At 57.5% G+C, this 26,825-nt stretch carries 27 protein-coding genes; 12 read left to right on the top strand and 15 right to left on the bottom strand.

Going from position 1 to position 26,825, the window contains the following annotated elements:
* Nucleotides 1-42 precede the first annotated feature (42 nt).
* From potF to nfsA, 4 genes are all read right to left on the bottom strand, one after another.
* On the bottom strand, nucleotides 43-1,155 hold the full coding sequence (potF, locus tag FOY93_RS07350; protein WP_143344876.1) for a spermidine/putrescine ABC transporter substrate-binding protein PotF: 1,113 nt from the start codon (nucleotides 1,153-1,155) through the stop codon (nucleotides 43-45).
* A gap of 351 nt (nucleotides 1,156-1,506) precedes the next feature.
* Nucleotides 1,507-1,983, bottom strand: a complete 477-nt coding sequence (locus FOY93_RS07345) for a YbjN domain-containing protein (protein ID WP_014169308.1) — start codon at nucleotides 1,981-1,983, stop codon at nucleotides 1,507-1,509.
* A 63-nt stretch (nucleotides 1,984-2,046) separates the two neighbouring features.
* Nucleotides 2,047-2,949: a 30S ribosomal protein S6--L-glutamate ligase gene (gene rimK / locus FOY93_RS07340; RefSeq protein ID WP_111963877.1), complete on the bottom strand. Its 903-nt coding sequence runs from the start codon at nucleotides 2,947-2,949 to the stop codon at nucleotides 2,047-2,049.
* A 69-nt stretch (nucleotides 2,950-3,018) separates the two neighbouring features.
* The gene (gene nfsA, locus FOY93_RS07335; RefSeq protein ID WP_111963876.1) at nucleotides 3,019-3,741 is read right to left on the bottom strand and encodes a nitroreductase NfsA; all 723 of its coding nucleotides are present in this window, start codon (nucleotides 3,739-3,741) and stop codon (nucleotides 3,019-3,021) included.
* A 184-nt stretch (nucleotides 3,742-3,925) separates the two neighbouring features.
* Between nfsA and FOY93_RS07330 the strand changes: the two genes are divergently transcribed.
* Complete coding sequence (locus FOY93_RS07330; RefSeq protein ID WP_006809455.1) at nucleotides 3,926-4,195, top strand: GrxA family glutaredoxin; 270 nt, start codon at nucleotides 3,926-3,928, stop codon at nucleotides 4,193-4,195.
* Between the two features lie 30 nt (nucleotides 4,196-4,225).
* On the opposite strand, the gene FOY93_RS07325 is transcribed toward FOY93_RS07330, so the two are convergent.
* A complete protein-coding gene (locus FOY93_RS07325) occupies nucleotides 4,226-4,600 on the bottom strand; it encodes an inner membrane protein YbjM (RefSeq protein WP_111963875.1) in 375 nt (124 codons plus the stop codon).
* 273 nt (nucleotides 4,601-4,873) lie between these two features.
* Here FOY93_RS07325 and FOY93_RS07320 point away from each other — a divergent pair, with 273 nt between their 5' ends.
* The 4 genes from FOY93_RS07320 to arsC all read left to right on the top strand — a co-directional run bounded on the left by FOY93_RS07320 (nucleotide 4,874) and on the right by arsC (nucleotide 8,906).
* Complete coding sequence (locus FOY93_RS07320; RefSeq protein WP_111963874.1) at nucleotides 4,874-6,559, top strand: aspartate:alanine antiporter; 1,686 nt, start codon at nucleotides 4,874-4,876, stop codon at nucleotides 6,557-6,559.
* Between the two features lie 252 nt (nucleotides 6,560-6,811).
* Nucleotides 6,812-7,132, top strand: coding sequence for a metalloregulator ArsR/SmtB family transcription factor (locus tag FOY93_RS07315; RefSeq protein ID WP_111963873.1), 321 nt, complete (start codon nucleotides 6,812-6,814; stop codon nucleotides 7,130-7,132).
* Nucleotides 7,133-7,172: 40 nt separating this feature from the next.
* Nucleotides 7,173-8,462, top strand: a complete 1,290-nt coding sequence (locus FOY93_RS07310; RefSeq protein WP_143344875.1) for an arsenic transporter — start codon at nucleotides 7,173-7,175, stop codon at nucleotides 8,460-8,462.
* A 12-nt stretch (nucleotides 8,463-8,474) separates the two neighbouring features.
* Complete coding sequence (gene arsC / locus FOY93_RS07305; RefSeq protein WP_143344874.1) at nucleotides 8,475-8,906, top strand: glutaredoxin-dependent arsenate reductase; 432 nt, start codon at nucleotides 8,475-8,477, stop codon at nucleotides 8,904-8,906.
* A 21-nt stretch (nucleotides 8,907-8,927) separates the two neighbouring features.
* Here the strand turns inward: arsC and FOY93_RS07300 are convergent, their stop codons facing one another.
* Nucleotides 8,928-9,479, bottom strand: a complete 552-nt coding sequence (locus tag FOY93_RS07300) for a TetR/AcrR family transcriptional regulator (RefSeq protein ID WP_111963929.1) — start codon at nucleotides 9,477-9,479, stop codon at nucleotides 8,928-8,930.
* Nucleotides 9,480-9,560: 81 nt separating this feature from the next.
* On the opposite strand from FOY93_RS07300, the gene FOY93_RS07295 reads away from it, so the two are divergent.
* Together FOY93_RS07295 and FOY93_RS07290 are read left to right on the top strand one after the other, a co-directional pair.
* A complete protein-coding gene (locus FOY93_RS07295; protein WP_143344873.1) occupies nucleotides 9,561-10,775 on the top strand; it encodes an MFS transporter in 1,215 nt (404 codons plus the stop codon).
* Complete coding sequence (locus FOY93_RS07290; protein WP_127730186.1) at nucleotides 10,765-11,577, top strand: Cof-type HAD-IIB family hydrolase; 813 nt, start codon at nucleotides 10,765-10,767, stop codon at nucleotides 11,575-11,577. Before FOY93_RS07295 ends, FOY93_RS07290 begins: the two co-directional genes overlap by 11 nt.
* A gap of 59 nt (nucleotides 11,578-11,636) precedes the next feature.
* Here FOY93_RS07290 and FOY93_RS07285 read toward each other — a convergent pair whose 3' ends face one another.
* Nucleotides 11,637-12,869, bottom strand: a complete 1,233-nt coding sequence (locus FOY93_RS07285; protein ID WP_021240942.1) for an MFS transporter — start codon at nucleotides 12,867-12,869, stop codon at nucleotides 11,637-11,639.
* 168 nt (nucleotides 12,870-13,037) lie between these two features.
* On the opposite strand from FOY93_RS07285, the gene FOY93_RS07280 reads away from it, so the two are divergent.
* The 3 genes from FOY93_RS07280 (at nucleotide 13,038) to deoR (ending at nucleotide 15,208) form a co-directional block, all read left to right on the top strand.
* Nucleotides 13,038-13,766, top strand: a complete 729-nt coding sequence (locus FOY93_RS07280) for a phosphatase PAP2 family protein (protein ID WP_143344872.1) — start codon at nucleotides 13,038-13,040, stop codon at nucleotides 13,764-13,766.
* Between the two features lie 7 nt (nucleotides 13,767-13,773).
* A complete protein-coding gene (gene ybjG, locus FOY93_RS07275) occupies nucleotides 13,774-14,382 on the top strand; it encodes an undecaprenyl-diphosphate phosphatase (protein WP_143344871.1) in 609 nt (202 codons plus the stop codon).
* A 67-nt stretch (nucleotides 14,383-14,449) separates the two neighbouring features.
* Entirely contained in the window at nucleotides 14,450-15,208 is a 759-nt protein-coding gene (gene deoR, locus FOY93_RS07270) for a DNA-binding transcriptional repressor DeoR (RefSeq protein ID WP_008503427.1), read from the top strand.
* 66 nt (nucleotides 15,209-15,274) lie between these two features.
* Here the strand turns inward: deoR and dacC are convergent, their stop codons facing one another.
* Nucleotides 15,275-16,480, bottom strand: a complete 1,206-nt coding sequence (gene dacC, locus FOY93_RS07265) for a serine-type D-Ala-D-Ala carboxypeptidase (RefSeq protein WP_143344870.1) — start codon at nucleotides 16,478-16,480, stop codon at nucleotides 15,275-15,277.
* 240 nt (nucleotides 16,481-16,720) lie between these two features.
* Here dacC and FOY93_RS07260 point away from each other — a divergent pair, with 240 nt between their 5' ends.
* Nucleotides 16,721-17,347 (top strand): glutathione S-transferase family protein, encoded by a 627-nt coding sequence (locus tag FOY93_RS07260; protein ID WP_111963865.1) that lies wholly within the window; start codon nucleotides 16,721-16,723, stop codon nucleotides 17,345-17,347.
* On the opposite strand, the gene FOY93_RS07255 is transcribed toward FOY93_RS07260, so the two are convergent.
* Nucleotides 17,348-18,466 (bottom strand): PQQ-dependent sugar dehydrogenase, encoded by a 1,119-nt coding sequence (locus FOY93_RS07255; RefSeq protein ID WP_143344869.1) that lies wholly within the window; start codon nucleotides 18,464-18,466, stop codon nucleotides 17,348-17,350.
* Nucleotides 18,467-18,572: 106 nt separating this feature from the next.
* Nucleotides 18,573-18,956 carry a biofilm formation regulator BssR gene (bssR, locus tag FOY93_RS07250; protein ID WP_111963863.1) on the bottom strand — a complete coding sequence of 128 codons (384 nt, stop codon included), beginning with the start codon at nucleotides 18,954-18,956 and terminating at the stop codon, nucleotides 18,573-18,575.
* A 216-nt stretch (nucleotides 18,957-19,172) separates the two neighbouring features.
* Here bssR and rimO point away from each other — a divergent pair, with 216 nt between their 5' ends.
* A complete protein-coding gene (gene rimO / locus FOY93_RS07245; protein WP_143344868.1) occupies nucleotides 19,173-20,498 on the top strand; it encodes a 30S ribosomal protein S12 methylthiotransferase RimO in 1,326 nt (441 codons plus the stop codon).
* 63 nt (nucleotides 20,499-20,561) lie between these two features.
* Here the strand turns inward: rimO and gsiD are convergent, their stop codons facing one another.
* Genes gsiD through iaaA form a run of 5 tightly spaced genes read right to left on the bottom strand, consistent with a single transcriptional unit; the run spans nucleotide 20,562 to nucleotide 26,784 of the window.
* Entirely contained in the window at nucleotides 20,562-21,473 is a 912-nt protein-coding gene (gene gsiD / locus FOY93_RS07240) for a glutathione ABC transporter permease GsiD (protein WP_115874579.1), read from the bottom strand.
* Between the two features lies 1 nt (nucleotide 21,474).
* Nucleotides 21,475-22,395, bottom strand: coding sequence for a glutathione ABC transporter permease GsiC (gene gsiC / locus FOY93_RS07235; protein WP_111963862.1), 921 nt, complete (start codon nucleotides 22,393-22,395; stop codon nucleotides 21,475-21,477).
* 5 nt (nucleotides 22,396-22,400) lie between these two features.
* Complete coding sequence (gsiB, locus tag FOY93_RS07230; protein WP_143344867.1) at nucleotides 22,401-23,939, bottom strand: glutathione ABC transporter substrate-binding protein GsiB; 1,539 nt, start codon at nucleotides 23,937-23,939, stop codon at nucleotides 22,401-22,403.
* 23 nt (nucleotides 23,940-23,962) lie between these two features.
* Entirely contained in the window at nucleotides 23,963-25,834 is a 1,872-nt protein-coding gene (gene gsiA, locus FOY93_RS07225; protein ID WP_115874576.1) for a glutathione ABC transporter ATP-binding protein GsiA, read from the bottom strand.
* Nucleotides 25,835-25,845: 11 nt separating this feature from the next.
* Complete coding sequence (iaaA, locus tag FOY93_RS07220; protein WP_115876043.1) at nucleotides 25,846-26,784, bottom strand: beta-aspartyl-peptidase; 939 nt, start codon at nucleotides 26,782-26,784, stop codon at nucleotides 25,846-25,848.
* Nucleotides 26,785-26,825: the final 41 nt, after the last annotated feature.

Genomic DNA, 26,825 nt, shown 5'->3' with positions numbered 1-26,825 from the left:
TGTTGCCGGGGGCACTTCGCTTGCCCGGCCTGTAACAAAGGGTTATTTACCGCTTTTCACCTTGGTCCACGCACGGGTACGCACGCGGTCAATTTTTGGATCCTGGACTTTCAGGGTGAAGAGCTTGGCGAACACATCCGCTGGCGGATAGATTGCCGGGTTATTACGGATTTCTTGGCTCACCAGCGGCACGGAGGCCTTGTTACCGTTCGCATAGTAAACGTGGTCGCTGATGTGGGCGATAACCTCAGGACGCATCAGGTAGTTGAGGAACTGATACGCTTCGTCTTTGTTTTTGGCGTCAGCCGGCATCGCGAAGACGTCGAAGAAGGCCAGCGCCCCCTCTTTCGGAATGAAGTAGGAGACGTTCACGCCGTTTTTCGCCTCTTTCGCGCGGTTCGCCGCCTGCCATACGTCCCCTGCCCAGCCAATCGCGACGCAGATGTCGCCGTTCGCCAGGTCGTTGATGTACTGAGATGAGTGGAAGTAACGAATGTTTGGACGCAGCTTCAGCAGCAGATCGGTCGCCGGGCCAGTGTAATCATCGGCTTTATTGCTGTTCGGATCTTTGCCCAGGTAGTTCAGCACGGTTGCGAAAATCTCTTCCGGCGCATCGAGGAAGGAGACGCCGCAGCTTTTCAGCTTCTCAAGGTTTTCCGGCTTCAGCACCACGTCCCAGCTGTCCAGCTTCACGTCCGGGCCCAGCGCGGCTTTGACTTTATCGACGTTGTAGCCGATACCGGTAGTCGCCCACAGGTAAGGCATGGCGTATTTGTTGTCCGGATCATGCTTGGCCACCAGCTTCAGCACTTCCGGATCGAGATTTTTCCAGTTTGGTAACTTGCTCTTATCCAGCGGCTGGAAGACGCCTGCCGTCAGCTGACGCTCGAGGAAGCTTGCGGAAGGCACCACGAGGTCAAACCCGGTGCTGCCCGCCATCAGTTTTCCTTCCAGCACTTCGTTGGAATCGAACACGTCGTAGACGACTTTAATGCCGGTCTCTTTTTCAAAATTCGCCACCGTGTCCGGCGCAATATAGTCAGACCAGTTATAAACGTGCAGCGTTTTTTGTTCCGCAGCGAGCGTGCCGGCAGAGACGGCCATCAGAGCACCCGCAACCAGACCCGATAACCATTTTTTATTCAAGGCGATCATAGTGTTATTCCTTCTGAAAGCTCGTTAACAAACGAACTAAAACTGTGCAATCTGAATGTATGCAAAAATCATGCATAGTTTGTCGCTCTGCTCAAAATAAAAAGAAACCTCTTTACCCGGCAGCTTCCGCTCGCTTTTTGAAGCATCGCAAGAATAACTGTAGCCCGTGTCCCCGGCTATAGCCCAGACGAAAAAACGCCTTTTATCAATTTTTTATGCAGGTTAAGTCTACGTGATAAGCCGAAACGGCCTTCAGGGAGGTGAATAATTCTTTAAGGAAAGGTTAAAAGCAGCAGAAAAAATGGCCTTCTGCAGCCGCTATGGCAGCGACTGCGCAAAAGTCAGACAGGCTTAGTGAAGAAAATTGGGAGATGCATCATTATTCTCTGCATCATCTTCCGCGCTATACAGCAGATGGTGTGCATTGGCTTCCATCATGACCATCGAAATTTGCTCTTCGCTCAGGCGCATAAACCATGAGAACTGCTTGAATGACAGCCCGGCTCCGGAGAATAAAGACTGGCAAACGACCAGTTTTGGCAGATTATCATCCTGTATGTCGAGAAATGCTTTCACCGTCAAAGAACTGGCGTTAATCGCTGACAGGTCGGAAGCCAGCGCCAGCAGCGCAGAGGGCTTCACTTCGGCCAGCGCGGAGAAAAGGATCACGTCGTTAATCAGATCGATTTTGGCATCGAAAATGCCGTCGAAATTCTGCATATGAGGCAGATGCAGCGCCTGGCAGGAATCGCATTCGAAAAACGTAATTCCGGCATCATCAAGCCATTGACGTAACGTATCCAGTGTAGGTACGACCTGTAAATCCATCGCGTTGCAGCCTCTTTAATAAAAACTTCGCATAGGGTACTTAAAAAGCGCGCGGTAATCCATTTAACCACCCGTTTTCAGACAGTAGCCCGGCGTCGCATGACGCTCGATCCATAAGATCATTTTACCCGCAATATCGACCCCTGTGGTTTTTTCCACGCCTTCAAGCCCCGGCGAGGCGTTCACTTCCATAACCAGTGGCCCTCGCGTCGCCCGTAGCAGGTCTACGCCTGCCACGTCCAGCCCCAAAGTCTGCGCCGCTTTGACGGCAATTTCCCGCTCCTGGTCGCTGATATCGGCGATTCTGGCAATGCCGCCGCGGTGAAGGTTAGAGCGGAAATCGCCCTCTTTGGCCTGGCGCTCGATGGCCGCCACCACCTCGTTTCCCACCACGAAACACCGGATGTCGCGCCCTTTGGCCTCTTCAATGTACTCCTGCACCAGAATATGGGCATTCAGCCCGCGGAAGGCGTCAATCACGCTCTCCGCTGCCTGACGCGTCTCCGCCAGCACCACGCCAATGCCCTGTGTGCCTTCCACCAGCTTGATCACCAAAGGGGCACCGCCCACCATGTCGATCAGATCGCTGGTGTCGTCCGGTGAATGGGCAATCCCGGTGACGGGAAGATCGATCCCCTGGCGCGCGAGCAGCTGCAGCGAGCGCAGCTTGTCGCGGGCGCGTGAAATGGCGACGGATTCGTTGAGCGGATAGCTGCCCAGCATCTCGAACTGGCGCAATGCAGCGGTGCCGTAAAAGGTTATCTGGGAGCCGATGCGGGGGATCACCGCATCAAAGTGCGGCAGCTTGCGGCCTTTGTAGTGAATCGACGAGGCGGCAGGGTCAATGTTCATATAGCAGGACATCGGGTCGAGGATCTCAACCTGATGTCCACGTTTCGCCGCCGCTTCTCGAAGACGCTTACATGAATAGAGCGTTCCATCCCGGGACAATATGGCAATTTTCACCCTGCACCTCTCTGAAGACATGGAAAAAGCCTGCGTATCATATACGCAGGCAGGCGCAGGATAAATGGACTATCGCGTAGCCCAGCCCTGTTTGTGCAGATAATCAAGAATAAACGGGCGATTTTCTTTAATGATGGTGCGGCGAATATGGTCAGTCCAGGTGTCGCGACGGTTATTGCTGCCGCGCGTCAGGTAGTAGTTCGCCAGCTCTTCATCGTATTGATTCAGGACGTCCTGATCGACCGGCTGGTAGTGGTTTTCATGCACCAGCATCGCCGCAGGAATGCGCGGCTTCAAATCCGGGTTATCCGCCGGCCAGCCCAGGCACAGGCCAAACAGCGGCAGCACGTGTTTTGGCAGCTTCAGCAGGTCGGTCACGCTTTGAATGTTGTTACGCAGGCCTCCGATGTAGACGCCGCCTAATCCCAGCGACTCCGCCGCCGTAAAGGCGTTTTGCGCCATCAGCGCGGTATCCACCACGCCCAACAGCAGCTGTTCGGCCAGCCCGAGCTCGGCCTCAGGGCAGATCTGCAGGTGGCGGTTAAAGTCGGCGCAGAATACCCAGAACTCGGCTGCCTGAGCCACATGCTTCTGCCCGCCGGTCAGCGTCACCAGCTGTTCACGCATGGCCGGGTCGGTAATGCGGATAATGGAGCTGCACTGCAGGAAGCTGGAACTTGAAGTCGCCCTTGCGCTGTTAATAATCGCTTCGCGCTGCGCATCGGTAATCGGCTCATCGGTGAAGTGGCGAATGGAACGATGGGAAAGGAGCAGGTCTATGGTTGGCGTCATCTTGTCTCTCTTTGTCTTGCTTAATACGTATGGCAGCCAGTATAGGCAATGATATGCGCGGTGTAATTGGCGAAACATAGCTCATAGATATTATAACGACAGGCGAAACCTTCTTTTATGACGACAGGTTATGGGGCACTATACGTGTCATTCGCCGTCAGGCTTGTTTTTTGAGGAGAGAGAAATGTTTGCAGTAATTTTTGGTCGTCCAGGGTGCCCATACTGTGTACGCGCGAAAGAGCTGGCTGAGAAACTGACCGAAGAGCGCGATGACTTCAACTTCCGCTACGTGGATATCCACGCGGAAGGCATCACGAAAGCGGATCTCGAAAAAACCGTCGGTAAGCCGGTTGAAACCGTACCGCAGATCTTCCTCGATCAGAAACACATCGGCGGCTGCACGGACTTCGAAGCTTACGCCAAAGAGCACCTGGGCCTGTTTGCTGCCCAGTAATGAAAGGACGCCCTCACCGAGAGGGCGTTTTTATTTGTGGTGCCGTCGGCGTTGAAGCAGACTGCGCACAAATAAGTAGCAGAGCGCGCCAAGGGCGCACCAGAATACGGCGCTCATCAACCACGCCAGCTCCTGCCAGAAACTTCGCGTTGAAACATACAGCATACGCATCAGCAGCAGACACAGCGGTGCCGCCAGCATGGCGCCAATTAGCGGCTTGACCACTTCCCCTTTACGGGAAAGAAAACTGGCTGCCGCTCCCGGCAGGGTAAAAAAGAGCAGCCCCAGCTCCGGGTGTCCGGCAGCCCTGAATGCCCCTTTCAGATTAAAAGCGAGCGACATACACACGACGGTAAACAGCAAAAAGCAGCTGATCACCCCCGCCCAGTTTCGTTTAATGTTCAAACTATCCTCCTGACTTATCTCTATCAAATACAGCTTCGTCGGGTAGACGCCCGGTCAGATAAAGCAATGCGGCAATCCTTGCCAAAGTACGCACAGGGTGATGCGATAATAGGTAGCTGTCAGTAGCTAATGCGATTAAACTACACGCCAGCTAATGTTTTAGGGAATAAAGCAGGAAACAGGGAGTGTTAACGCCTTTCCCTGACCCAGAAAACAGTAGCCCAAATAGTCCTTTCATTCAACAACTTACTGGTAAACAAGAAGTTAGCCTCCGTGAATATAAACGTCGCAGACTTGTTAAATGGGAATTACATCCTGTTATTATTTGTGGTACTGGCGCTGGGCCTTTGCCTGGGTAAATTGCGCCTGGGTTCAGTTCAACTTGGTAATTCCATTGGCGTTTTAGTCGTCTCCTTATTATTAGGTCAGCAGCACTTCAGCATTAACACGGACGCGCTCAACTTAGGTTTTATGCTGTTTATTTTTTGTGTTGGCGTGGAAGCGGGACCGAACTTTTTTTCAATTTTCTTCCGCGACGGCAAAAATTATCTGATGCTGGCGCTGGTGATGGTCGGCAGCGCGCTGCTGATCGCGTTAGGACTGGGTAAACTGTTTGGCTGGGATATCGGGTTAACGGCCGGTATGCTGGCAGGCTCCATGACCTCCACTCCCGTGCTCGTGGGTGCCGGTGATACCCTGCGTCATTCCGGCATGGCCGGCGCACAGCTTTCTGCCGCACTCGACCACCTGAGCCTGGGCTATGCCCTGACCTATCTGATTGGTCTGGTGAGCCTGATCGTTGGCGCACGCTATCTGCCAAAACTGCAGCACCAGGATCTACAGACCAGCGCCCAGCAAATCGCCCGCGAGCGCGGTCTGGATACCGATTCCAAACGTAAAGTCTATCTCCCGGTGATCCGCGCCTATCGCGTCGGGCCAGAGCTGGTGGCATGGGCAGACGGCAAAAATCTGCGCGAGCTGGGGATTTATCGCCAGACGGGCTGCTATATCGAACGTATCCGCCGCAACGGCATTCTGGCGAACCCGGACGGCGACGCGGTGCTGCAGATGGGCGACGACATCGCGCTGGTGGGTTACCCGGACGCCCACGCCCGTCTCGACCCGAGCTTCCGTAACGGCAAAGAGGTGTTCGACCGCGACCTGCTCGACATGCGTATCGTCACCGAAGAGATCGTGGTGAAAAACCATAACGCCGTTGGCCGCCGCCTGGCGCAGCTGAAGCTGACGGACCACGGCTGCTTCCTCAACCGCGTGATCCGCAGCCAGATTGAGATGCCTATCGACGACAACGTGGTGCTCAACAAAGGCGACGTGCTGCAGGTCAGCGGCGACGCCCGACGCGTGAAAACCGTGGCCGACCGCATCGGCTTTATCTCCATTCACAGCCAGGTCACCGACCTGCTGGCCTTCTGCGCCTTCTTTATCGTTGGTCTGATGATCGGGATGATCACCTTCCAGTTCAGCAACTTTAGCTTCGGCATCGGTAACGCCGCCGGGCTGCTGTTCGCCGGGATCATGCTGGGCTTCCTGCGAGCGAACCATCCGACCTTTGGCTACATTCCGCAGGGCGCGCTGAACATGGTGAAAGAGTTCGGTCTGATGGTGTTTATGGCAGGCGTGGGCTTAAGCGCGGGCAGCGGGATTGGTCACAGCCTCGGCGCCGTCGGCTGGCAGATGTTGGTTTCCGGACTTATCGTCAGCCTGGTACCGGTGGTGATCTGCTTCCTGTTCGGCGCCTACGTGCTGCGCATGAACCGCGCCCTGCTCTTCGGGGCGATGATGGGAGCGCGTACCTGTGCGCCTGCTATGGAAATCATCAGCGATACCGCGCGCAGCAACATCCCGGCGCTGGGCTATGCGGGCACGTATGCTATCGCTAACGTGCTGCTGACGCTGGCGGGTACGCTGATTATCATCATCTGGCCCGGACTCGGATAACTCCTAAGAATGCGCGTGGTGGAAAATATTTTTGTTACGCGCAGAACTTTTTTATCAGGGGGCAGTCATAACTAGTGCCACTGCTTTTCTTTGATGTCCCCAATTTGTGGAGCCCATCAACCCCGCCGTTTTGGTTCAAGGTTGATGGGTTTTTTGTTGCCTGAAATTCCCCTTACTCAATTTCACCTTCTCTCCAGCCATTAAAACATATATGATTAAACGCATATAAAAGCCACGCCGACAGGAACCCTCATGCTCCACCCGCTCCAGCTCTTCAAAACCCTCTCTGACGAAACGCGGCTCGCCATCGCCATGCTGCTCCGCGAAGCGGGCGAGCTGTGCGTCTGCGATCTCTGCGCCGCGACCGCCGAATCGCAGCCGAAGGTCTCCCGCCATATGGCGCTGCTGCGCGAGTCCGGGCTGGTGATCGACCGTCGCGAGGGTAAGTGGGTTTATTACCGTCTCTCTCCCAACATGCCCGCGTGGGCGGCAACGATTATCGACAACAGCTGGAACTGCCTGCGGGAAGAGACGCGCATGAAGCTGAAAAACCGACTTCCGGGCTTGTGCTAAGCAAAACATATTCACAAAAACAGATACAACGGAGTAACAGATGTTTCTGGCAGGGGCTATTTTTCTGTTTACGCTGGTACTGGTCATCTGGCAGCCCAAAGGGCTCAGCATCGGCTGGAGTGCGACTATTGGTGCCGTACTGGCGCTCGCCAGCGGCGTGATTCACGTAAACGATATTCCGGTTGTGTGGAATATCGTCTGGAACGCCACGGCAACGTTTATCGCCGTCATCATTATCAGCCTGCTGCTGGATGAGTCCGGCTTTTTCGAGTGGGCGGCACTGCACGTTGCCCGCTGGGGGAACGGCCGCGGACGATTGCTGTTTACGTATATCGTGCTGCTGGGCGCAGCCGTGGCGGCGCTGTTTGCCAATGACGGTGCGGCGCTGATCCTGACCCCTATCGTTATCGCCATGCTGCTGGCCCTGGGGTTCAGCAAGCGGGCCACGCTGGCGTTTGTGATGGCGGCAGGTTTTATCGCCGATACCGCCAGCCTGCCGCTGATTGTGTCGAACCTGGTCAACATTGTCTCCGCAGACTTCTTCACGCTGGGGTTCAGCGAATACGCTTCGGTAATGATTCCCGTTGATATCGCCGCGATTGCCGCAACGCTGGCCATGCTCCATCTGTTCTTCCGCAAGGAAATTCCGCCGGAATATGACCTGGCGAAACTGCGTGAGCCCGCGCGGGCCATTCACGACCTCCCGACCTTCAGAACGGGCTGGATCGTGCTGCTCCTTCTTCTCGTCGGTTTCTTTGTGCTGGAGCCGCTGGGTATTCCGGTCAGCGCCATTGCGACTGCGGGCGCGCTGATTTTATTCGCTGTCGCAAAACGCGGACATGCAATTAATACCGGAAAAGTGCTGCGCGGCGCACCGTGGCAGATCGTCATCTTCTCGCTGGGGATGTATCTGGTGGTGTATGGCCTGCGCAATGCCGGGCTGACGGAATATCTCTCAGGCGTACTGAATAGCCTGGCCGGGCAAGGGCTGTGGGCCACCACGCTGGGAACCGGATTCATCACCGCGTTTCTGTCATCCATAATGAACAATATGCCCACGGTGCTGATTGGCGCGCTCTCCATTGAGGGCAGTACGGCGACAGGACTGATCAAAGAAGCAATGATTTACGCCAACGTGATTGGCTGCGATCTGGGGCCGAAAATCACGCCTATCGGCAGCCTTGCCACCCTGCTCTGGCTTCACGTGCTGGCGCAGAAAAACATGACGATTAGCTGGGGCTACTATTTCCGGACGGGCATCATCATGACGCTGCCGGTCCTGTTTGTGACGCTCGCCGCGCTGGCGCTACGTCTCTCCTTCACACTGTAATGAGCCACTGATATGAGCCACATCACTATCTATCACAACCCCGCCTGCGGCACGTCGCGCAACACGCTGGAGATGATCCGCAACAGCGGCGCGGAGCCAGAGATTATCCTCTATCTGGAAACCCCGCCGTCGCGCATTAAGCTGACAACCCTGATTGCCGATATGGGGATCTCGGTGCGGGATCTGCTGCGTAAAAACGTGGAGCCCTACGAACAGGTCGGCCTTGCCGATGATAACTTCACCGACGACCAGCTTATCGATTTTATGCTGCAACACCCGATTCTGATTAACCGTCCAATCGTGGTCACGCCCTTGGGCACTCGCCTGTGCCGCCCGTCTGAAGTCGTCCTCGACATCCTGCCGGACGCACAGAAAGGGGCATTTACGAAGGAAGATGGCGAAGCGGTGGTGGACGCCAGCGGAAATAAAATCGAGCGCAGGTAAAACTGGCAGGGCGAGTGATACCTAAGGGTTCCCCTCGCCCGCAATTCTCCCCACCATCGCCCGGATCTCTTCGCGGGATAGTGGCGCCCGGTCAGTCACGTAGTGCAGCGTCATTCCTTCAATAAAGGCATCCAGCGCGCGGGTGGTGACCGGGTCGAACCACTGCTCGAGCGTTGTCTGGCTCATCTTCATCCAGTCCTGCATCACCGTTTTGAGCGCCGCGCTACGGTGCATAAAAGCGTAAAGCTGATACATCAGCGCCATGTTGTGCGGCGTCGTCACCTGCGAGCTGTGGATCAGGGTGGTAATGGATTCGCACGCCATTTCCGGCCCGGTGACGCCCGCGAAGAAATCCCGGTACTGCTGCGACATCTGGCGGGTAAACCACGTGAAGGCCTCCTCCAGCAGCGGCTCCATACCGTCGAAATAGTAGGTCATCGACCCCAGCGGCACGCCCGCGCAGGTGGCGATTTTCCGGTGCGTGACGGCGTGAATACCGTGTTCAGCAATGGTGTCGAGGGTCGCCTGCAGGATTTTCTCCCGGCGATGCGGATCGTTGGGTGGTCTGCTCATCATTTCCTCACCTGGTTTGTGTACAAATGTACACAAACTTGCTAGTGTTGTCGCTATTGTTGTACTTCTGGTGCTACCCCAATGACGCTGACCTCTTCCCGCAAAGCCCTGCAGCTCCGCATGTGGGCGCTGTTTATGTTCTTCTTTATTCCCGGTCTGCTGATGGCCTCCTGGGCCACGCGCACCCCCGCCATTCGCGACATTTTGTCCGTCTCTACAGCTGAGATGGGTATCGTGCTGTTTGGCCTGTCGATAGGCTCCATGAGCGGCATCCTCTGCTCCGCGTGGCTGGTGAAGCGCTTCGGTACGCGGGCGGTGATCCGCACCACCATGTGCTTCGCGGTATTCGGGATGATCGTGCTCAGCGTCGCGCTGTGGTTTGCCTCACCGGTGCTGTTTGCGCTGGGGCTGACGGTATTTGGCGGCAGCTTCGGTTCGGCGGAAGTGGCGATAAACGTTGAAGGGGCGGCGGTCGAGCGCGAGATGAACAAAACCGTGCTGCCGATGATGCACGGCTTTTATAGCCTCGGCACGCTGGCCGGTGCGGGCGTGGGGATGGCGCTGACGGCCTTCGGCATGACCGCGAATCTGCATATCCTGCTGGCGGCGCTGGTGTGCATTATTCCGATTCTGACCGGCATCCGGGCGATCCCGGACGGCACCGGCAAGAACGCCTCAGATGAACAGCATTCGGCCGAAAAAGGACTGCCCTTCTACCGCGATTATCAGCTGATGCTGATTGGCGTGGTGGTGCTGGCGATGGCGTTCGCGGAAGGGTCCGCCAACGACTGGCTGCCGCTGCTGATGGTGGACGGTCACGGCTTTAGCCCAACCTCCGGCTCGCTGATCTACGCCGGGTTTACGCTGGGGATGACCGTCGGGCGCTTCACCGGCGGCTGGTTTATCGACCGCTACAGCCGCGTGGCGGTGGTGCGCGCCAGCGCCCTGCTGGGCGGCCTGGGTATCGCGATGATCATATTTGTCGATGTGGACTGGATTGCCGGGGTATCGGTGATCCTCTGGGGACTGGGCGCGTCGCTCGGCTTTCCGCTTACCATTTCAGCCGCCAGCGATACCGGCCCGGATGCCCCGACGCGCGTCAGCGTGGTGGCAACCACGGGCTATCTCGCCTTCCTGGTCGGGCCGCCGCTGCTTGGCTTCCTCGGCGAGCACTACGGGCTGCGCAGCGCCATGCTGGTGGTGTTAGGGTTGGTCATCATCGCGGCGCTGGTGGCGCGCTCGGTAGCAAAGCCGGAAACGAATCAAACGACACTGGAGAAGGGATATGAGCGTTAAACTGATCGCCGTCGACATGGATGGCACATTCCTGAGCGATGCCAAGACCTACAATCGCCCGCGCTTTCTGGCGCAGTACGCCCGCATGAAGGCGCAAGGCATTCGCTTCGTGGTCGCCAGCGGCAACCAGTTCTACCAGCTGATCTCCTTTTTCCCGGAGATTGCGCATGAAATTTCATTCGTCGCCGAAAACGGCGGCTGGGTCGTAAGTGAGGGTGAAGACGTCTTTAACGGTGAGCTGTCGAAAGCCCATTTCGAGACCGTTGCGAACGTGTTAAGCGACGTTCCCGGCATTGAGATTATCGCCTGCGGGAAGAGCAGCGCCTACACGCTGAAGTGCTATGACGAAGGCTTTAAGGGTATCGCGGCGAAGTACTATCACCGTCTCGAAATGGTCAGCGATTTCGACAACCTGAACGATATTTTCTTCAAGTTCGGGCTCAACGTGTCTGACGATGAAATTCCGCGTATTCAGGCGCTGCTGCATGAAAAGCTGAGCGACATCATGGTGCCCGTCACCACCGGTCACGGCAGTATCGACCTGATCATACCCGGCGTGCACAAAGCTAACGGCCTGCGGATCCTGCAAAAGCGCTGGGGCATAGACGATAGCGAAGTGGTGGCCTTCGGCGACAGCGGCAACGACGTGGAGATGCTGCGCCAGTCCGGATTCAGCTTTGCGATGGCGAATGCCAGACCGCATATCAAAGCGGCGGCGCGTTTTGAAGCGCCGCACAATAACGATGAAGGCGTGTTGGATGTGATTGATAAGGTGCTGGATGGAGAGGCACCGTTTAATTAACACCGTGCGGTCTGGTGCCCTCACCCTACCCCTCTCCCACAGGGAGAGGGAATAAACAGTTAAGGTTGCAGGGCGTTTCCGACGCGCTTGTCTTTCAGGAACACCACCATCAGGCCAACCCACAGCACGCCGTTGGCGAGGTTAAACAGGCTGAACAGCCCGTTGCCGCCCATCGCGTAGGCATGCTTGCTCACCTCGATACCGACGGTAAAAATCAGCATCTGCAGCATCCCCATCGCCGCGGAGACCGTGCCTTTACTCATCTCGCTGGCAAACAGCGTCAGGCGCACCAGACCGGCGTTGGCCACGCCAATCCCGAAGGCGTAGATGCTCAGTCCCGCCGTCATCCACAGATAAGCGTGTGATGACGCGACGGTCGCCACCGCCGCCAGAATCAACCCTGCCGCAATCGGCCAGCCGCCCATGATAATAAGCGAACGCACTGTGCGGCGTGACGTCAAACGTGCCAGCACCAGGTTCCCGATAATCAGCGCGCCAAAGATCGGCACCTGCAGCAGACCATACTCATAGCTGCTGAGCTTTTCACCGCTGATGATAATAACCGGAGACTGGGCGATCCACGCCAGCAGCGGCAGGCTAACGAACCCGGTCGCCAGCGCGCCCGCCACAAAGCGGCCATTCTTCAGCACTTCTTTATAGTCCCGACCCAGCTCTTTCAGCGAGAGTTTCTCGCCGATGCGGGTGGCCGTTTCCGGCATCGCCCGGTGCAGACCAAAGAACGCGATGGCGGCGAGAACGGCAAACAGCACAAACATCCCTTCCCATGGCGCCATATGCACCCACGCGGCACCCACCAGCGGCCCGAGTAAGGGGGCAATGAGCGCCACGTTCGCCATCAGCGCGGTAATTTTGATACACACCGCCTCTTCAAACGATTCCTGAATGGCGGCATACCCCACGGCGCCGATAAAGCACAGGCTCACCCCCTGCAGGAAGCGCAGCAAGGTAAATTGTTCAATGTTTTGCGCCAGCAGCGTGGCAAGACAGGTGACGATAAACCACACCACGCCCGTCAGCATCACCGGACGGCGGCCAATGCGATCCGACAGCGGGCCTAACAGCCACTGCAAAAACATGCCGCCGGCCAGATAGGCGGTCATGGAGGTCGGTACCCACTCGATTCCGGCGTTGTACTGCGCCACCACCGCCAGCATACCGGGCTGGATCATATCGTTGCCGATATAGGTAGAAAATTCGTAGAGCACCAGACACAGAGGGAAAAGCAACGCCTGACGACCCAGACGTGAACCAGAAGAAGAACGGTTTAACATGCAATCTCTTTATAATGACAAAATCGCGACGAGTGTAATGAAATGCCGCAGCCCGAGATAGTGATTTATCGAGGATAAACAGAAATAAAGCACATATCGTCTTCGTTTAAGGTTTCCTTAAGTTGACACTTTTATGATAGCCCCATTACTCGTCAACGACCCCAAATCATGGCACTTACCTCCAGCCGTTCAGAATTGTCTAAGTTACAGACAAATAAGACAAAACGCCTTTACCGCTTACCGTCCCGCTTTTATGGTTATCAGCTTTTCATACTGATTGCCCTTGCCGTGGTATTTACGTGGCTATCGCGCAATGAAGCGCTCGACAGATGGATTACCGGCTTTTGGTATGACGCGGCGACGCAGAGCTTTCCGCTGCAGAAAGACCACCTGCTGGATCTGCTCAACCACCGACTGGCGAAGTACATTGCCATCGCCTTTGGCGCCGTGGCGCTGGTTTACGGCGCCTACAAGCGTAACGCAAGGCTGGTTACGGCAGCGCTGCTGATGGGCGTTGGCGCGCTGGTGGTGGGCCTGCTGAAAAGCATGAGCCATCACAGCTGTCCGTGGGATCTGGTGGAATATGGCGGGAAGGCCGTGTCCTACCCCCTGTTCAGCTCCATTCCTGCTGACAGCGGTCCGGGGCGCTGTTTCCCCGGCGGTCATGCCTCCAGCGGCTTTATGGTGATGGGGCTGTTTTTTGCCTTCTGGCGCGAACGTCCGCGTCTCGCCTGGTGCTTCGTCGCGCTGGGCGTGGTGTTAGGTCTGGCGATGGGCTTCGGTCAGGTCATGCGCGGGGCGCATTTTTTCTCTCACAACCTGTGGGCCGGGTGGTGGGTCTGGTTTTCCCAGGTGGTGGTCTACGGGCTGATTTCCACCCGGTTTGCTAAAGAGTGATAACGCTATGCTAGAGAATCTGAATTATCAGCTGTTTTATCTGATCAACGCCACACCGGCCTCGCCCGAGTGGATGATCGACTTTGCCACCTTTCTGGCAAAAGACCTGATCGGTATCGTGCCCGCGCTGGCAGCCATTCTCTGGCTGTGGGGGCCTCGTAGCCAGGTAAAAGCACAGCGCAAGCTGGTAATCAAAGTGGCGATGGCTCTCGGCGTAAGCGTCCTGGTGAGCTACATTCTGGGCCACGCGTTCCCGCACGATCGTCCGTTTGTCGATCACGTCGGCTATACCTTCCTGCATCATGCGCCGGATGACTCGTTCCCGAGCGATCACGGTACGGTGATCTTCACCTTTGCGCTGGCCTTCCTGTTCTGGCATCGCCTGTGGTCTGGTGCGGTGCTGATGCTGGTCGCTGTGGCCATCGCCTGGTCTCGCGTTTACCTGGGCGTCCACTGGCCGCTGGATATGGTGGGCGGCTTCCTGGTCGGGCTGATTGGCTGCGTGAGCGCGGCTATCCTGTGGAGCCTCTTCGGTGAAGCGCTCTACCGCACGCTGTCATCACTCTATCGCGCCATTTTCGCTATCCCGATCCGCAAAGGCTGGATACGTGACTAACCCCAACCTGTCAGGTTACACTTGAACCCCCGCCCTGCGGGGGTTCACTTTTTTATCCCGAGGAACTATGGAAACACGTCGCGATGACCGCATTGCTCAGCTGCTACAGGCGCTGAAGCGCAGCGATAAGCTGCATCTTAAGGAAGCCGCCAACCTCCTCGGCGTCTCAGAGATGACCATTCGTCGGGATCTTAACAGCGAAAGCGCGCCCGTCGTGCTGCTGGGCGGGTATATTGTGCTTGAGCCGCGTAGCGCCAGCCATTATCTGATCAGCGACCAGAAGACGCGCCTGGTGGAAGAGAAACGCAAAGCCGCCCGGCTTGCAGCCTCGCTGGTACAGCCGCACCAGACGCTATTTTTTGACTGCGGCACCACCACGCCGTGGATTATCGAGGCCATCGACAGCAGCATTCCTTTTACTGCCGTGTGCTACTCCCTGAACACCTTTCTGGCGCTTCAGGAGAAACCCGAGTGCCGGGTGATCCTGTGCGGCGGCGAGTTTCACGCCAGCAACGCCATCTTTAAGCCGCTCAACCTGCAGGACACGCTCAGCAATCTCTGCCCGGATATCGCGTTTTATTCCGCGGCGGGCGTCAACGTGCGCCAGGGCGCAACCTGCTTTAACCTGGAAGAGCTGCCGGTGAAGCACTGGGCATTAAGCGCCGCGCAGTACCATGTTCTGGTGGTCGATCACAGCAAGTTTGGTAAGGTCCGTTCGGCAAGAATGGGCGAGCTGGCGCAGTTCGACGCCATCGTCAGCGACTGCCGCCCGGACGACGAGATTGTGGCCCACGCGAAGGCGCAGCAGGTGAAATTGATGTATTAAGAGGGTGCGGTCTGATGCCCGCACCCCAGCCCTCTCCCACAGGGAGAGGGAGAAAACCCATCAGGTTTAGCTGAACCAGCTGCCGAACCACCCGTGAAATTTCATCATCACGAAATCCCACATCCGGCTGAAGAAGCCGCCCTCTTCGACCGCTTCCATTACAATTAACGGACGCTGTTCAATTGATTTACCGTTTAGCTGGAAATCAATCGTCCCGACTACCTGGCCTTTTTTCAGTGGCGCGGTGAGCTGCGGATCGGTCAGGGTGTAGCTGGCCTTCAGGTTTTTCAGCTGACCGCGCGGAATGGTCACCGAGCCCGCCTCACCCGCGCCCAGGTTCACTTCGCTCTTGTCACCAAACCAGACGCGCTGGCTGACGAACGTGGCATCCGGTTTAATCGGCGTCACGGTTTCATAGAAGCGGAAGCCCCACGTCAGCAGTTTTTCTGACTCATTAAAGCGAATACGGTCGGTTTTGGTGCCCAGCACTACCGAAATCAGGCGCATGTCGCCCTGGGTCGCGGAGGCCACCAGGTTATAGCCCGCGCCCGCCGTGGTGCCGGTTTTCATTCCGTCCACGTTAACGTTGCTGCTCCACAGCAGGCGGTTGCGGTTCGGCTGACGGATTTTATTGAAGGTAAACTCTTTCTCTTTATGGATGGCGTATTCATCCGGCACGTCGTGGATCAGCGCTTTCCCCAGCAGCGCCATGTCGCGCGCGGTACTGAACTGTCCCGGCGAATCCAGACCGTGAACTGTTTTGAACGTGGTGTTGGTTAAGCCCAGTTTCTGCGCGTAGCCATTCATCAAGCCAATGAAAGAATCCTGGCTGCCGGCAACATAATCGGCCAGCGCAATGCACGCATCATTTCCCGACTGAATAATTACCCCTTTGTTCAGATCGGAAACGGAGACCTGATCCCCAGGCTTCAGGAACATCACGGAAGATCCCCGCAGCTCCGGGTTGCCGGTCGCCCAGGCATCCTTCCCGATGGTGACCATATCGTCCAGCTTGATCTTGCCCGCTTTCAGCGCCTGGCCGACCACATAGCTGGTCATGATTTTGGTCAGGCTTGCCGGATCGAGTTTCTCATCCGCATTCCCTTCCGCCAGCACTTTACCGCTGGAATAATCCATCAGGATCCAGGCGCGCGCGTCCACAGGCGGCGCTTCGGGCGCAGCCTGCTCAGCTGCGTAGAGAGTTGGTGCAAACAGGAAAAGGAGCGCAGAGCCTGTCGCAAGGCTGCGCAGAGAAGTCATTTTACGCGTCATAAATGCCACCCGAGTGTCCATTCAAAAATTACGTCACATCACCGTGTCGCAAGAAGCGATGAGTAATAGCGCACTAAAACGGTTAAAGAAACCCAACGAGGGTAAAGTTATTAAAGTTTATGCAATAACATTCAGATACGCTTTGATTCAGACGATTTTTTTGTCTTCTGTTGCGTAATTGTTAGGTTTATCTCACCATGGCGAAAGCTGACACGGATTCACATCTCATCAGGAGTAAATATGATTACGCTTTGGGGCAGGAACAACTCGACCAACGTTAAGAAAGTGCTCTGGACGCTCGAGGAGCTGGATTTACCGTTCAATCAAATCATGGCCGGCATGTCGTTCGGCGTAAACAAAGAGGCCGACTATCTGGCCATGAACCCGAACGGCCTGGTGCCGCTGCTGCGCGATGATGAAACAGACGCGACGCTTTGGGAGTCCAACACCATTGTGCGTTACCTCGCCGCGCAGTACGGTCAGGGCCGCCTGTGGGTTGAGAATCCCGCCCGGCGCGCTCAGGGCGAAAAGTGGATGGACTGGGCGAACCAGACGCTGTCCCCGACCCACCGCGTGATCCTGATGGGGCTTATCCGCACGCCGGAAGCCGAACGCGATTATCCCGCAATTCACGCCGCCCAGGATGCCTGCGAAAATCTGTTTGCGATGATGGATGACGAGCTGGCGAAGCACGCCTGGTTCTCCGGCGAGGCGTTCGGCGTGGGCGATATTGCCGTGGCGCCGTTCGTCTGGAACCTGACCAATATGGGCCTGAAGTGGACGCCGCGCCCTCACTTGGAGCGCTGGCTTAAACAGCTGAGCGATCGCCCGGCTTACCGCAACGTGGTAATGATCCCGGTCACCTGATTACGCGCCGGACGGGCTGACTTTCAACAGTTGCCCGTCCGTCTCGTCGGTCAGGACATACAGATACCCATCCGGCCCCACCCGCACGTCGCGAATACGCTGGTCCCGGTCGCCCAGAATGCGCCCGTCCTCCGTCACCTTATTGCCGTCCACGCTCAGCACGATCACGTCCTTCTCCTTCAGCGCGCCGATAAACAGCTTGTTTTTCGACTGCGGGAAAACGTCGCTGTTGTAAAACGCCATGCCGCTCACCGCGGGTGAGACTTTCCAGAAGAACAGCGGTTTTTCGGTTCCCTCAACGTGCTCGCCTTTAGCTTCCGGGATTTTCAGGCCGCTGTAGTTAATGCCGTGCGTCGCAAGCGGCCAGCCGTAGTTTTTTCCTTTCTCCGGAATGTTGATCTCATCCCCGCCGCGCGGGCCGTGCTCGTTCAGCCACAGCGCGTCGCTCCAGGGATTCATCGCCATCCCCTGCGGGTTGCGAATGCCGTAAGACCAGATTTCGGGTCGCACGCCGGGGGTATTCACAAACGGGTTATCCGGCGGCACTTTTCCGTCTTCGGTGAGGCGCACCACTTTACCCTGCAATTTATCCAGATCCTGCGCCGTCGGACGCTGGTTGTTCTCGCCGAGTCCGATGAAGAGCGAGCCTTTGCCGTCGAATACCAGCCGCCCGCCAAAATGGTTACCGGTGGAGAGTTTCGGCATCTGGCGGAACACCACCTGGAATCCCTCGATGCGGGAATAGTCGTCGCTCAGGCGGCCATAGCCTACCGCCGTGCCGGCTTTGCCGTCATGCCCGGCCTCGGCGTAGCTCAGCCAGACGCGGCGCGACTTCTCAAAATCCGGGGCAAGCACCACGTCCAGCAACCCTCCCTGACCGTTTGCCCAGACCTTCGGCACGCCGACAATCGGATCGGAGAGCCCTTTTCCGGTCTGCCAGCGTTTGAGCTGACCACCCTTCAGGGTCACCAGCAGCCCGTCATTATCCGGCAGGAACGCCAAGGACCAGGGGTGATCGAGTCTGTTTTGCAGCACCTCGACCTTCACCGCCTCTGGCGCAGCAAGAAGTGAAAACGGAATGAATAATACAGGCAGGGAAATCAGCGAGGATCGAGGCATAACGCACTCCTTTATCGGCATATGGCATAAAGATTAGCCACTGCGTCCGGGCGCGTTAGCACTTTTACAAAAGCTTAAGCAGAAGGGGGAGTCGCCTCCCCCTGGATCAGTGCTGTTCAAGCTTCTCGTGCTCGTTCAGGCACATGATGCATAGAGAGAGCGTTGTCAGGCAGTTTTCAAGCTTCTCCGCGTTTACGGCGATAAAGTTCGGGCAGTCGTGGCGTCCGTTCATCAGACATACCCCGGCGATGGAGAGCACCTCAGCGGCGCGGCGCAGCGCGATCAGCTCACTTTCGCCGTAATTCGCCTTCAGGGTCGGTGCTTTTTCACGCATGAAATTACACAGTTCAAACAGGTTATCACGCAGATGTTCGCTTTCGCTGACTGACATATACCCTTTTGCCTTCCTCAACTGCAGGTACGCGGCCAGGTCGATTCGGGCGTTGATCAGCTTGTTCAGCAGATCGCGTTTTAGTCTGTCAACGGTCATGCTCTTTCCTCCTCTGTCAGCCATGGTGCATAGTCAGGATAAGTACATTTTTTGTACAGTTTAATGCCTGGGATCAATTTTTATTAACTGATTAACATTATTTACAATGTTACAACGTCAGCCCGACGCATCCACCTTGCAAAGAGTGTATAAATCCCCCGCGATACGCTGTAAAATCCCGCCCTGATAACTCCATAATTGATGAATTTTTAACCTATGAGCAATGTTACGCACCAGCCGAAAATCGGCTTCGTCTCCCTGGGCTGCCCGAAAAACCTGGTGGATTCAGAACGCATCCTGACCGAACTGCGCACCGAGGGCTATGACGTGGTGCCAAGCTACGACAACGCCGATATGGTGATCGTTAACACCTGCGGGTTTATCGACAGCGCGGTCCAGGAATCACTGGAAGCCATCGGTGAAGCCCTGACCGAAAACGGCAAAGTGATCGTGACCGGCTGTCTGGGCGCGAAAGAAGACCAGATCCGCGAAGTGCACCCGAAGGTGCTGGAGATCACCGGCCCGCACAGCTACGAGCAGGTGCTGCAACATGTTCATCACTACGTGCCAAAACCAAAGCATAACCCGTTCCTGAGCCTGGTGCCGGAACAGGGCGTGAAGCTGACGCCGCGCCACTACGCGTACCTGAAAATTTCCGAAGGCTGCAACCATCGCTGCACCTTCTGCATCATCCCGTCCATGCGTGGCGATCTGGTGAGCCGTCCGATTGGCGAAGTGCTGGCTGAAGCCAAACGTCTGGCCGACGCGGGCGTGAAGGAGCTGCTGGTCATCTCCCAGGACACCTCTGCCTACGGCGTGGACGTAAAGCACCGCTCCGGTTTCCACAACGGCGAGCCGGTGAAAACCAGCATGGTTGGCCTGTGCGAGCAGCTGTCCAAACTCGGTATCTGGACGCGCCTGCACTACGTCTACCCGTACCCGCACGTTGACGATGTCATCCCACTGATGGCGGAAGGCAAAATTCTGCCGTACCTGGACATCCCGCTGCAGCACGCGAGCCCGCGTATCCTGAAGCTGATGAAACGTCCTGGCTCCGTTGACCGCCAGCTGGCCCGCATCAAGCAGTGGCGTGAGATCTGCCCGGATCTGACGCTGCGCTCCACCTTTATCGTCGGCTTCCCGAGTGAAACCGAAGAAGACTTCCAGATGCTGCTCGACTTCCTGAAAGAAGCGCGTCTGGACCGCGTCGGCTGCTTCAAGTACAGCCCGGTAGAAGGCGCAACCGCCAACGAGCTGGCGGACCAGGTGCCGGAAGAGGTGAAAGAAGAACGCTGGAACCGCTTCATGCAGCTGCAGCAGCAGATTTCTGCCGAGCGTCTGCAGGAAAAAGTGGGCCGCGAGATCATGGTTATTATCGACGAAGTTGACGAAGAAGGCGCGATTGGCCGCAGCAAGGCGGACGCCCCTGAAATCGACGGTGCGGTGTACCTGAACGGCGAAACCAGCGTTAAGCCGGGTGATATTATTCGCGTGAAGGTTGAAAACGCGGACGAGTATGACCTGTGGGGTAGCCGGGTTTAATCTTCCTGCTCCTCTTTTGTAGGCCGGGTAAGGCGTAGCCGCCACCCGGCATATTTCACTGCACTACCCCTTTATCCTCGGATCCAGCGCGTCGCGCAGCCCGTCACCTAACAGGTTAAACGCCAGCACGGTCAGGAAAATCGCCAGGCTCGGGAAGATCGCCACGTGCGGTGCAATCACCATATCCGCCCTCGCCTCGTTCAGCATCGCGCCCCACTCCGGCGTTGGAGGCTGAGCACCCAACCCTAAAAACGACAGGCTGGCCGCCGAGATAATCGACACGCCGATACGCATGGTGAAATAGACCACGATGGACGACACCGTACCCGGCAGAATATGGCTGAACAGGATGGTGGCGTCGCTGGCCCCCATGCTGCGGGCAGATTCTATAAAGGTCTGCTGTTTCAGCACCAGCGTGTTGCCGCGCACCAGGCGCGCAAACGCCGGAATCGAAAACACCGCGACCGCAATGATGACGTTGGCCATGCCGCTGCCCATGATCGCCACCACCGCAATCGCCAGCAGAATGCCGGGAAAAGCAAACAGCACGTCGCAGATGCGCATGATGATGCGGTCCCACCAGCCTTCGTAATATCCGGCAACGAGCCCCAGCACGGTACCGATGGCCGCGCCGATCAGCACCGCGAACACCCCGGCGGCAAGCGAGATTTGCGCCCCGACCAGCACGCGGCTAAAGATATCGCGCCCGAGGGAGTCCACGCCGAACCAGTGCAGCATCGACGGTCCGTCGTTCAGACGGTCATAGTCAAAATAGTTTTCCGCATCAAATGGCGCCACCCACGGCGCAATCACCGCCACTGCAATAAGCAGCAGCACAAACAGCCCCGCGGTCATCGCGACCGGCTGACGGCGAAAACGCCGCCAGAATTCAGACCACGGGGTGTGGACGTGGTCCGGTTTTAGCCCCGGCATCGCGTTTAAAACGGCCTGACGTCGCCAGTTCAATAATCGCATCTTACTTATACCTGATGGCCGGGTTAATGGCGGCGTAGAGCACGTCCACCACTAAGTTGATAAGAATAAATTCCAGCGAGAAAAGCAGCACTTCCGCCTGAATCACCGGGTAGTCGCGCATCTCGACGGAATCGACCAGCAGGCGTCCCAGCCCCGGCCAGTTGAAGACTTTTTCCACCACGATAGAGCCGCCCAGCAGGAAGCCAAACTGCAGCCCCATCATCGTCACCACCGGGATCATCGCGTTGCGGAACCCGTGCTTGAGAATGACCCACTTCTCGCTGACCCCTTTCGCCCGCGCGGTGCGAATATAATCTTCGCTCAGCACGTCAACGAACGAGGCGCGGGTAAAGCGGGCCATCACGGCCGACACGGCAGCCCCAAGCGTCATGGAAGGCAGGATGTAATGCTTCCAGGTATCGGCCCCGACGGTGGGCAGCCAGCCCAGCTCAACGGAGAAGATCTGCATCAGCAGCATCCCCAGCGCGAACGCCGGGAAGGAGATGCCGGTCACCGCCAGCGCCATGCCGAGCTTGTCCGGCCAGCGGTTGCGCCAGACGGCTGCGACAATACCGGCGCCAAGCCCAAACACGACTGCCCAGCTCATGCTGGCAATCGTCAACCAGAACGTCGGCATAAAGCGGGTGGCGATCTCCTCCGACACCGGACGACGCGACACCATCGAAATACCAAAGTCACCCTGAAGAACGTTGCCAATATAGTGCAGAAACTGCATATACAGAGGCTGGTCAAGACCCAGCTGTTTACGCACCAGCTCAATGACCGTGGCATCCGCTTCGGGCCCGGCAACCAGACGCGCCGGATCGCCCGGCAGCATATGGACAAACAAAAACACCAGCACCGCCACAATCAGCAGCGTCGGAATAAGCCCCAGCAGGCGTTTACAAACATAATTCAGCATGAGGTTTATTTTAAATCCGCATCGTCAAAGCTAAAGCCGGTGTCCGGCATGATGTAGAACCCGGTCAACGCTTTGTTATGGGCTGATACCAGTTTCTCCACCACCAGCGGCACCCACGGTGACTCTTTCCAGATGATGTCCTGCGCGTCTTTGTAGAGGCGCGCCTTCTCCTCCGGTTTAGTGGTTTTCAGCGCATCGGCCAGGTCTTTGTCCACCTGCGGGTTGCTGTAGAACGCAGTGTTGAACAGGGTTGGCGGCCAGTTCTGCGAGGCAAACAGCGGCGACAGCGCCCAGTCGGCTTCACCAGTCGATGCCGACCAGCCGGTGTAGAACATCCGCACGCCGCTCTCTTTCTGCCCTTTCCCCTCCACTTCTGCCGCACGCTGTCCGGCATCCATTGCCGTGACCTGTACCTTGATACCCACCTGCGCCAGCTGCTGCTGGGTAAACTGCAGCACCTTCTGGGCGGTGCTGTGATTATGCGACGACCACAGCGTGGTGCTAAAACCGTTCGGGAAGCCCGCCTCTTTCAGCAGCTCGCGCGCTTTAGCCGGATCGTACGGCCACGGCTGATAGCTTTGCGCATAGGCGATAGCCGGCGGCAGCACGCCGGTGGCCGGGGTGGCATAGCCCGCAAAAGCGACCTTCACCAGCGCCTGACGGTTAATGGCATAGTTAATAGCTTCGCGCACCTTCGGGTTATCGAACGGCTTTTGCGTGACGTTCATGCTGATGTAGCGCTGCATGATCGACGGGCTGGCGACCAGCTCCAGCTTGCTGTTTTTCTGCAAAATAGCGGCCTGCTCATACGGGATCGGGAAGGCAAACTGCGCCTCGCCGGTTTGCAGCATCGCCGCGCGGGTGTTGTTGTCCACCACCGGACGCCAGGTGATGGTGTCCAGCTTCGGCAGCCCCTGCTGCCAGTATCCGGCGAATTTCTTCACCTTCACAAAATCGGTCTGGTTCCAGGTGAGCAGTTCGTAAGGGCCGGTGCCAACAGGGTGGAAACCGATCTCTTTGCCGTATTTCTGCAGCGCAGCAGGGGAAATCATCGCCGTTGCCGGATGCGCCAGAATATTGATAAACGCGGAGAACGGCTCTTTCAGGGTGATTTTTACCGTCGCCGGGTCGACCACCTCGGTTTTGGCGATGTTTTTATAAAGGTTATAGCGCTTGAGGCTGTTTTCAGGATTGCTGGCGCGATCGAGGTTAATCTTCACCGCCTCCGCATTGAAGTCTGTCCCATCCTGGAACTTCACGCCGGTTCTGAGCTTGATGGTGTAGACCAGCCCGTTGTCGGACACGGTGTACCCCTCCGCCAGCATGTTTTTGAGCTTCATCTCTTTATCCAGGCCGAACAGGCCCTGGTAGAACGATTTCGCCACCGCCTGAGAGAGCGTGTCGTTGGCGTCATACGGATCGAGCGTGGTGAAATTGGAGCCGACGGCAACCACCACATCTTTGGCAGCGAACGCGGGGGCAGCGGCCAGGGCTGCCGTCACGCTCGCGGCTAACAACCATCTACGCGCTACAAATGTAACCATTGTGTTCTCCTGCCTGTTGTAAGTTATAACCGCGAAAAAGCATTGTCCTGACGCGGGGGAGCGACGAAATGACCCGGCTCGACCTCGCGAAGCGTCACGCGCTCCACGGCCTCGCCGAGTTTATGAATATTGCCCGGCATATCATCCTGCAGCAGCACGCGCTGGCCGTGACGATGTGCGGGATCGGCAACCGGAACCGCCGCGATAAGCTTGCGGGTGTACGGGTGCTGCGGGTTCTCGAACACTGCCCTTCGCGGCCCAATCTCCACGATCTGCCCCATAAACATTACCGCCACGCGATGGCTGATGCGCTCGACCACCGCCATGTCGTGCGAGATAAACAGGAAGGCGATACCCATATCCCGCTGTAAATCAAGCAGCAGGTTGATGATTTGCGCCCGGATAGAGACATCCAGCGCCGAGACGGATTCATCCGCAATCACCACTTTCGGGTTCAGCGCCAGCGCGCGGGCGATGCAGATACGCTGCCGCTGCCCGCCGGAAAACTCGTGCGGATAACGCCAGGCGTGTTCCGGCTTCAGGCCAACGCGCTCCAGCAGCCAGGCCACGCGACGCTGCGCCGCCTCGCCGTCGAGCAGGTTATGCACCCGCAGCGGCTCCATGATCGAATACCCCACCGTATGGCGCGGATCGAGGGAGGCATACGGATCCTGAAAAATAAACTGAATATCCCGCCGCACCGCCTGCAGCCTGCTGTCCGGAAGGGTATCAATGCGCTCGCCGTTAAAGGTAATGCTGCCCTCCTGAGATTCCACCAGACGGAGCAGCGCGCGCCCGGTCGTGGATTTACCGCAGCCGGACTCCCCCACCAGCGCCAGCGTTTCGCCCGGCCAGAGGTCGAAGCTGACGTTTTCCACCGCGTGCACTTCGCGCTTCACCCGGTTCAGTACGCCGCTGCGCAGCGGAAACCGGGTGACCAGATTTCGTACTTCCAGAATGGGCTTGCCCGGCACCACGGTGTCCTGCTCGCGCTCATCCTCCTGCAGCTCAGACGCCTCGAGGGAAAGCAGCGGAAAACGGCGCGGCAGATCGCTGCCGTTCATCGCCCCCAGTCGCGGGACCGCCGCCAGCAATGCTTTGGTGTAAGGATGCGCGGGCGCGTGAAAAATCTGCTCGACCGGGCCGGTTTCTACCGCGCAGCCCTTATGCATCACCAGTACGCGATCGGCGATATCGGCAACCACGCCCATATCGTGGGTGATAAAGATCACCCCCATCTCCATCTCCTGCTGCAGCACGTTGATGAGCTGCAGGATCTGCGCCTGAATGGTCACGTCCAGCGCCGTTGTCGGCTCGTCGGCAATGAGCACCGCCGGACGGCAGGAGAGCGCCATGGCAATCATTACCCGCTGGCGCATGCCGCCGGAAAGCTGATGCGGATAGCGGCCCAGAATGGCCTGCGCCTCCGGAATGCGCACCAGCTCAAGCATCCGTCGGGCCTCTTTGAGCGCTTCATCGCCGCTCAGCCCCTGATGCAGGCGGATGGACTCGGCAATTTGCTCCCCGACCGGGAACACCGGGTTCAGAGAGGTCATCGGTTCCTGGAAAATCATGGCAATATCCGCCCCGCGCACGCCCTGCATCTGCGCACCGCTCAGCTCATTTAAATCAATGACCTGCCGGTTACGGCGGCGCAGGAGCATTTTCTCGCTGCTGATTTGCCCGCCCGTCTGTTCCAGCAGGCGCATCAGCGCCAGCGCGGTAACCGATTTCCCGGAACCGGATTCGCCAACAATCGCCAGCGTCTCGCCGCGCCTGAGCGTGAACGATAAATTCTGTACTGCGGGGAAGAACTGCCGCTCTTCCTGAAACGCAATATTCAGCTGATGGACAGCCAATACTTCGCGGTTGTCCAGCTCTTCACTGTGCGGCACGCGCTGCCCCCTTATTCACGATAAATCCCCGTGCTCGGCTCATCGCCGGCATAGCCCCAGGCGCGATACATGCCTTCGCTGTTGAACGGCAGGGCCACGTTGCCCTCACGATCCACCGCAATGAGTCCGCCGACGCCGCCCAGGGCAGGCAGTTTTTCCATCACCACGCGCTCGCAGGCCTCGCTCAGGCTTAAGCCGCCGTAATCCATCAGCGCGGTAATGTCGTAGGCCGCGAGGGCGCGAATAAAAACTTCCCCGGTGCCGGTACACGACACCGCCGCCGTCGCGTTATTGGCATAGCAGCCGGCGCCCGGCAGCGGGCTGTCGCCGACGCGTCCAGGCAGCTTGTTGGTCATCCCACCCGTTGACGTCGCCGCCGCGAGGTTGCCGGCTTTATCGAGCGCCACCGCGCCGACCGTGCCCATTTTGCTGCGCTCATCCAGCGGCGCAGTATGGTCAAGCTGCGTCATGCCCGCCGAACGAGCTTCCAGTAACTGCTGATAGCGCGCTTCCGTGGAAAACAGATCGGGCGATACCGGCTCCATCCCGTGTTCGAAGGCAAAGGTCTCCGCCCCGGCCCCCGTCAGCAGCACGTGCGGACTCTCTTCCATCACCAGACGCGCCGCCAGCACCGGATTACGCAGGTGACTGACGCCCGCCACGGCGCCCGCTTTCAGGGTAATACCGTCCATCACGCAGGCATCCAGCTCGTGCGTTTCATTCCGGGTAAAGACCGAACCGATCCCCGCATTAAATAACGGGCACTCTTCCAGCAGGCGCACCGCCTCGGTGACCACGTCCAGCGCGCTTTCGCCCGCTTCCAGCATTCTCTGGCCCGTTTCCACAATGGCGTACAGCGCGTCGATGTAGCGCTTTTCCTGCTCGGGACTGAGCTGTGCTCGGGTGATTGCCCCGGCGCCACCATGAATTGCGATTACCGCATTAACCATTCGCATCACCCGTTAGCCTGTTTTGCGGCTTTTTCTATAAA

The organism is Enterobacter sp. 18A13 (assembly GCF_007035975.1).
Classification (GTDB): domain Bacteria; phylum Pseudomonadota; class Gammaproteobacteria; order Enterobacterales; family Enterobacteriaceae; genus Enterobacter; species Enterobacter vonholyi.
The sequence above is the reverse complement of the archived record's forward strand: the minus strand, read 5'-3'. Positions and strand labels throughout refer to the sequence as shown.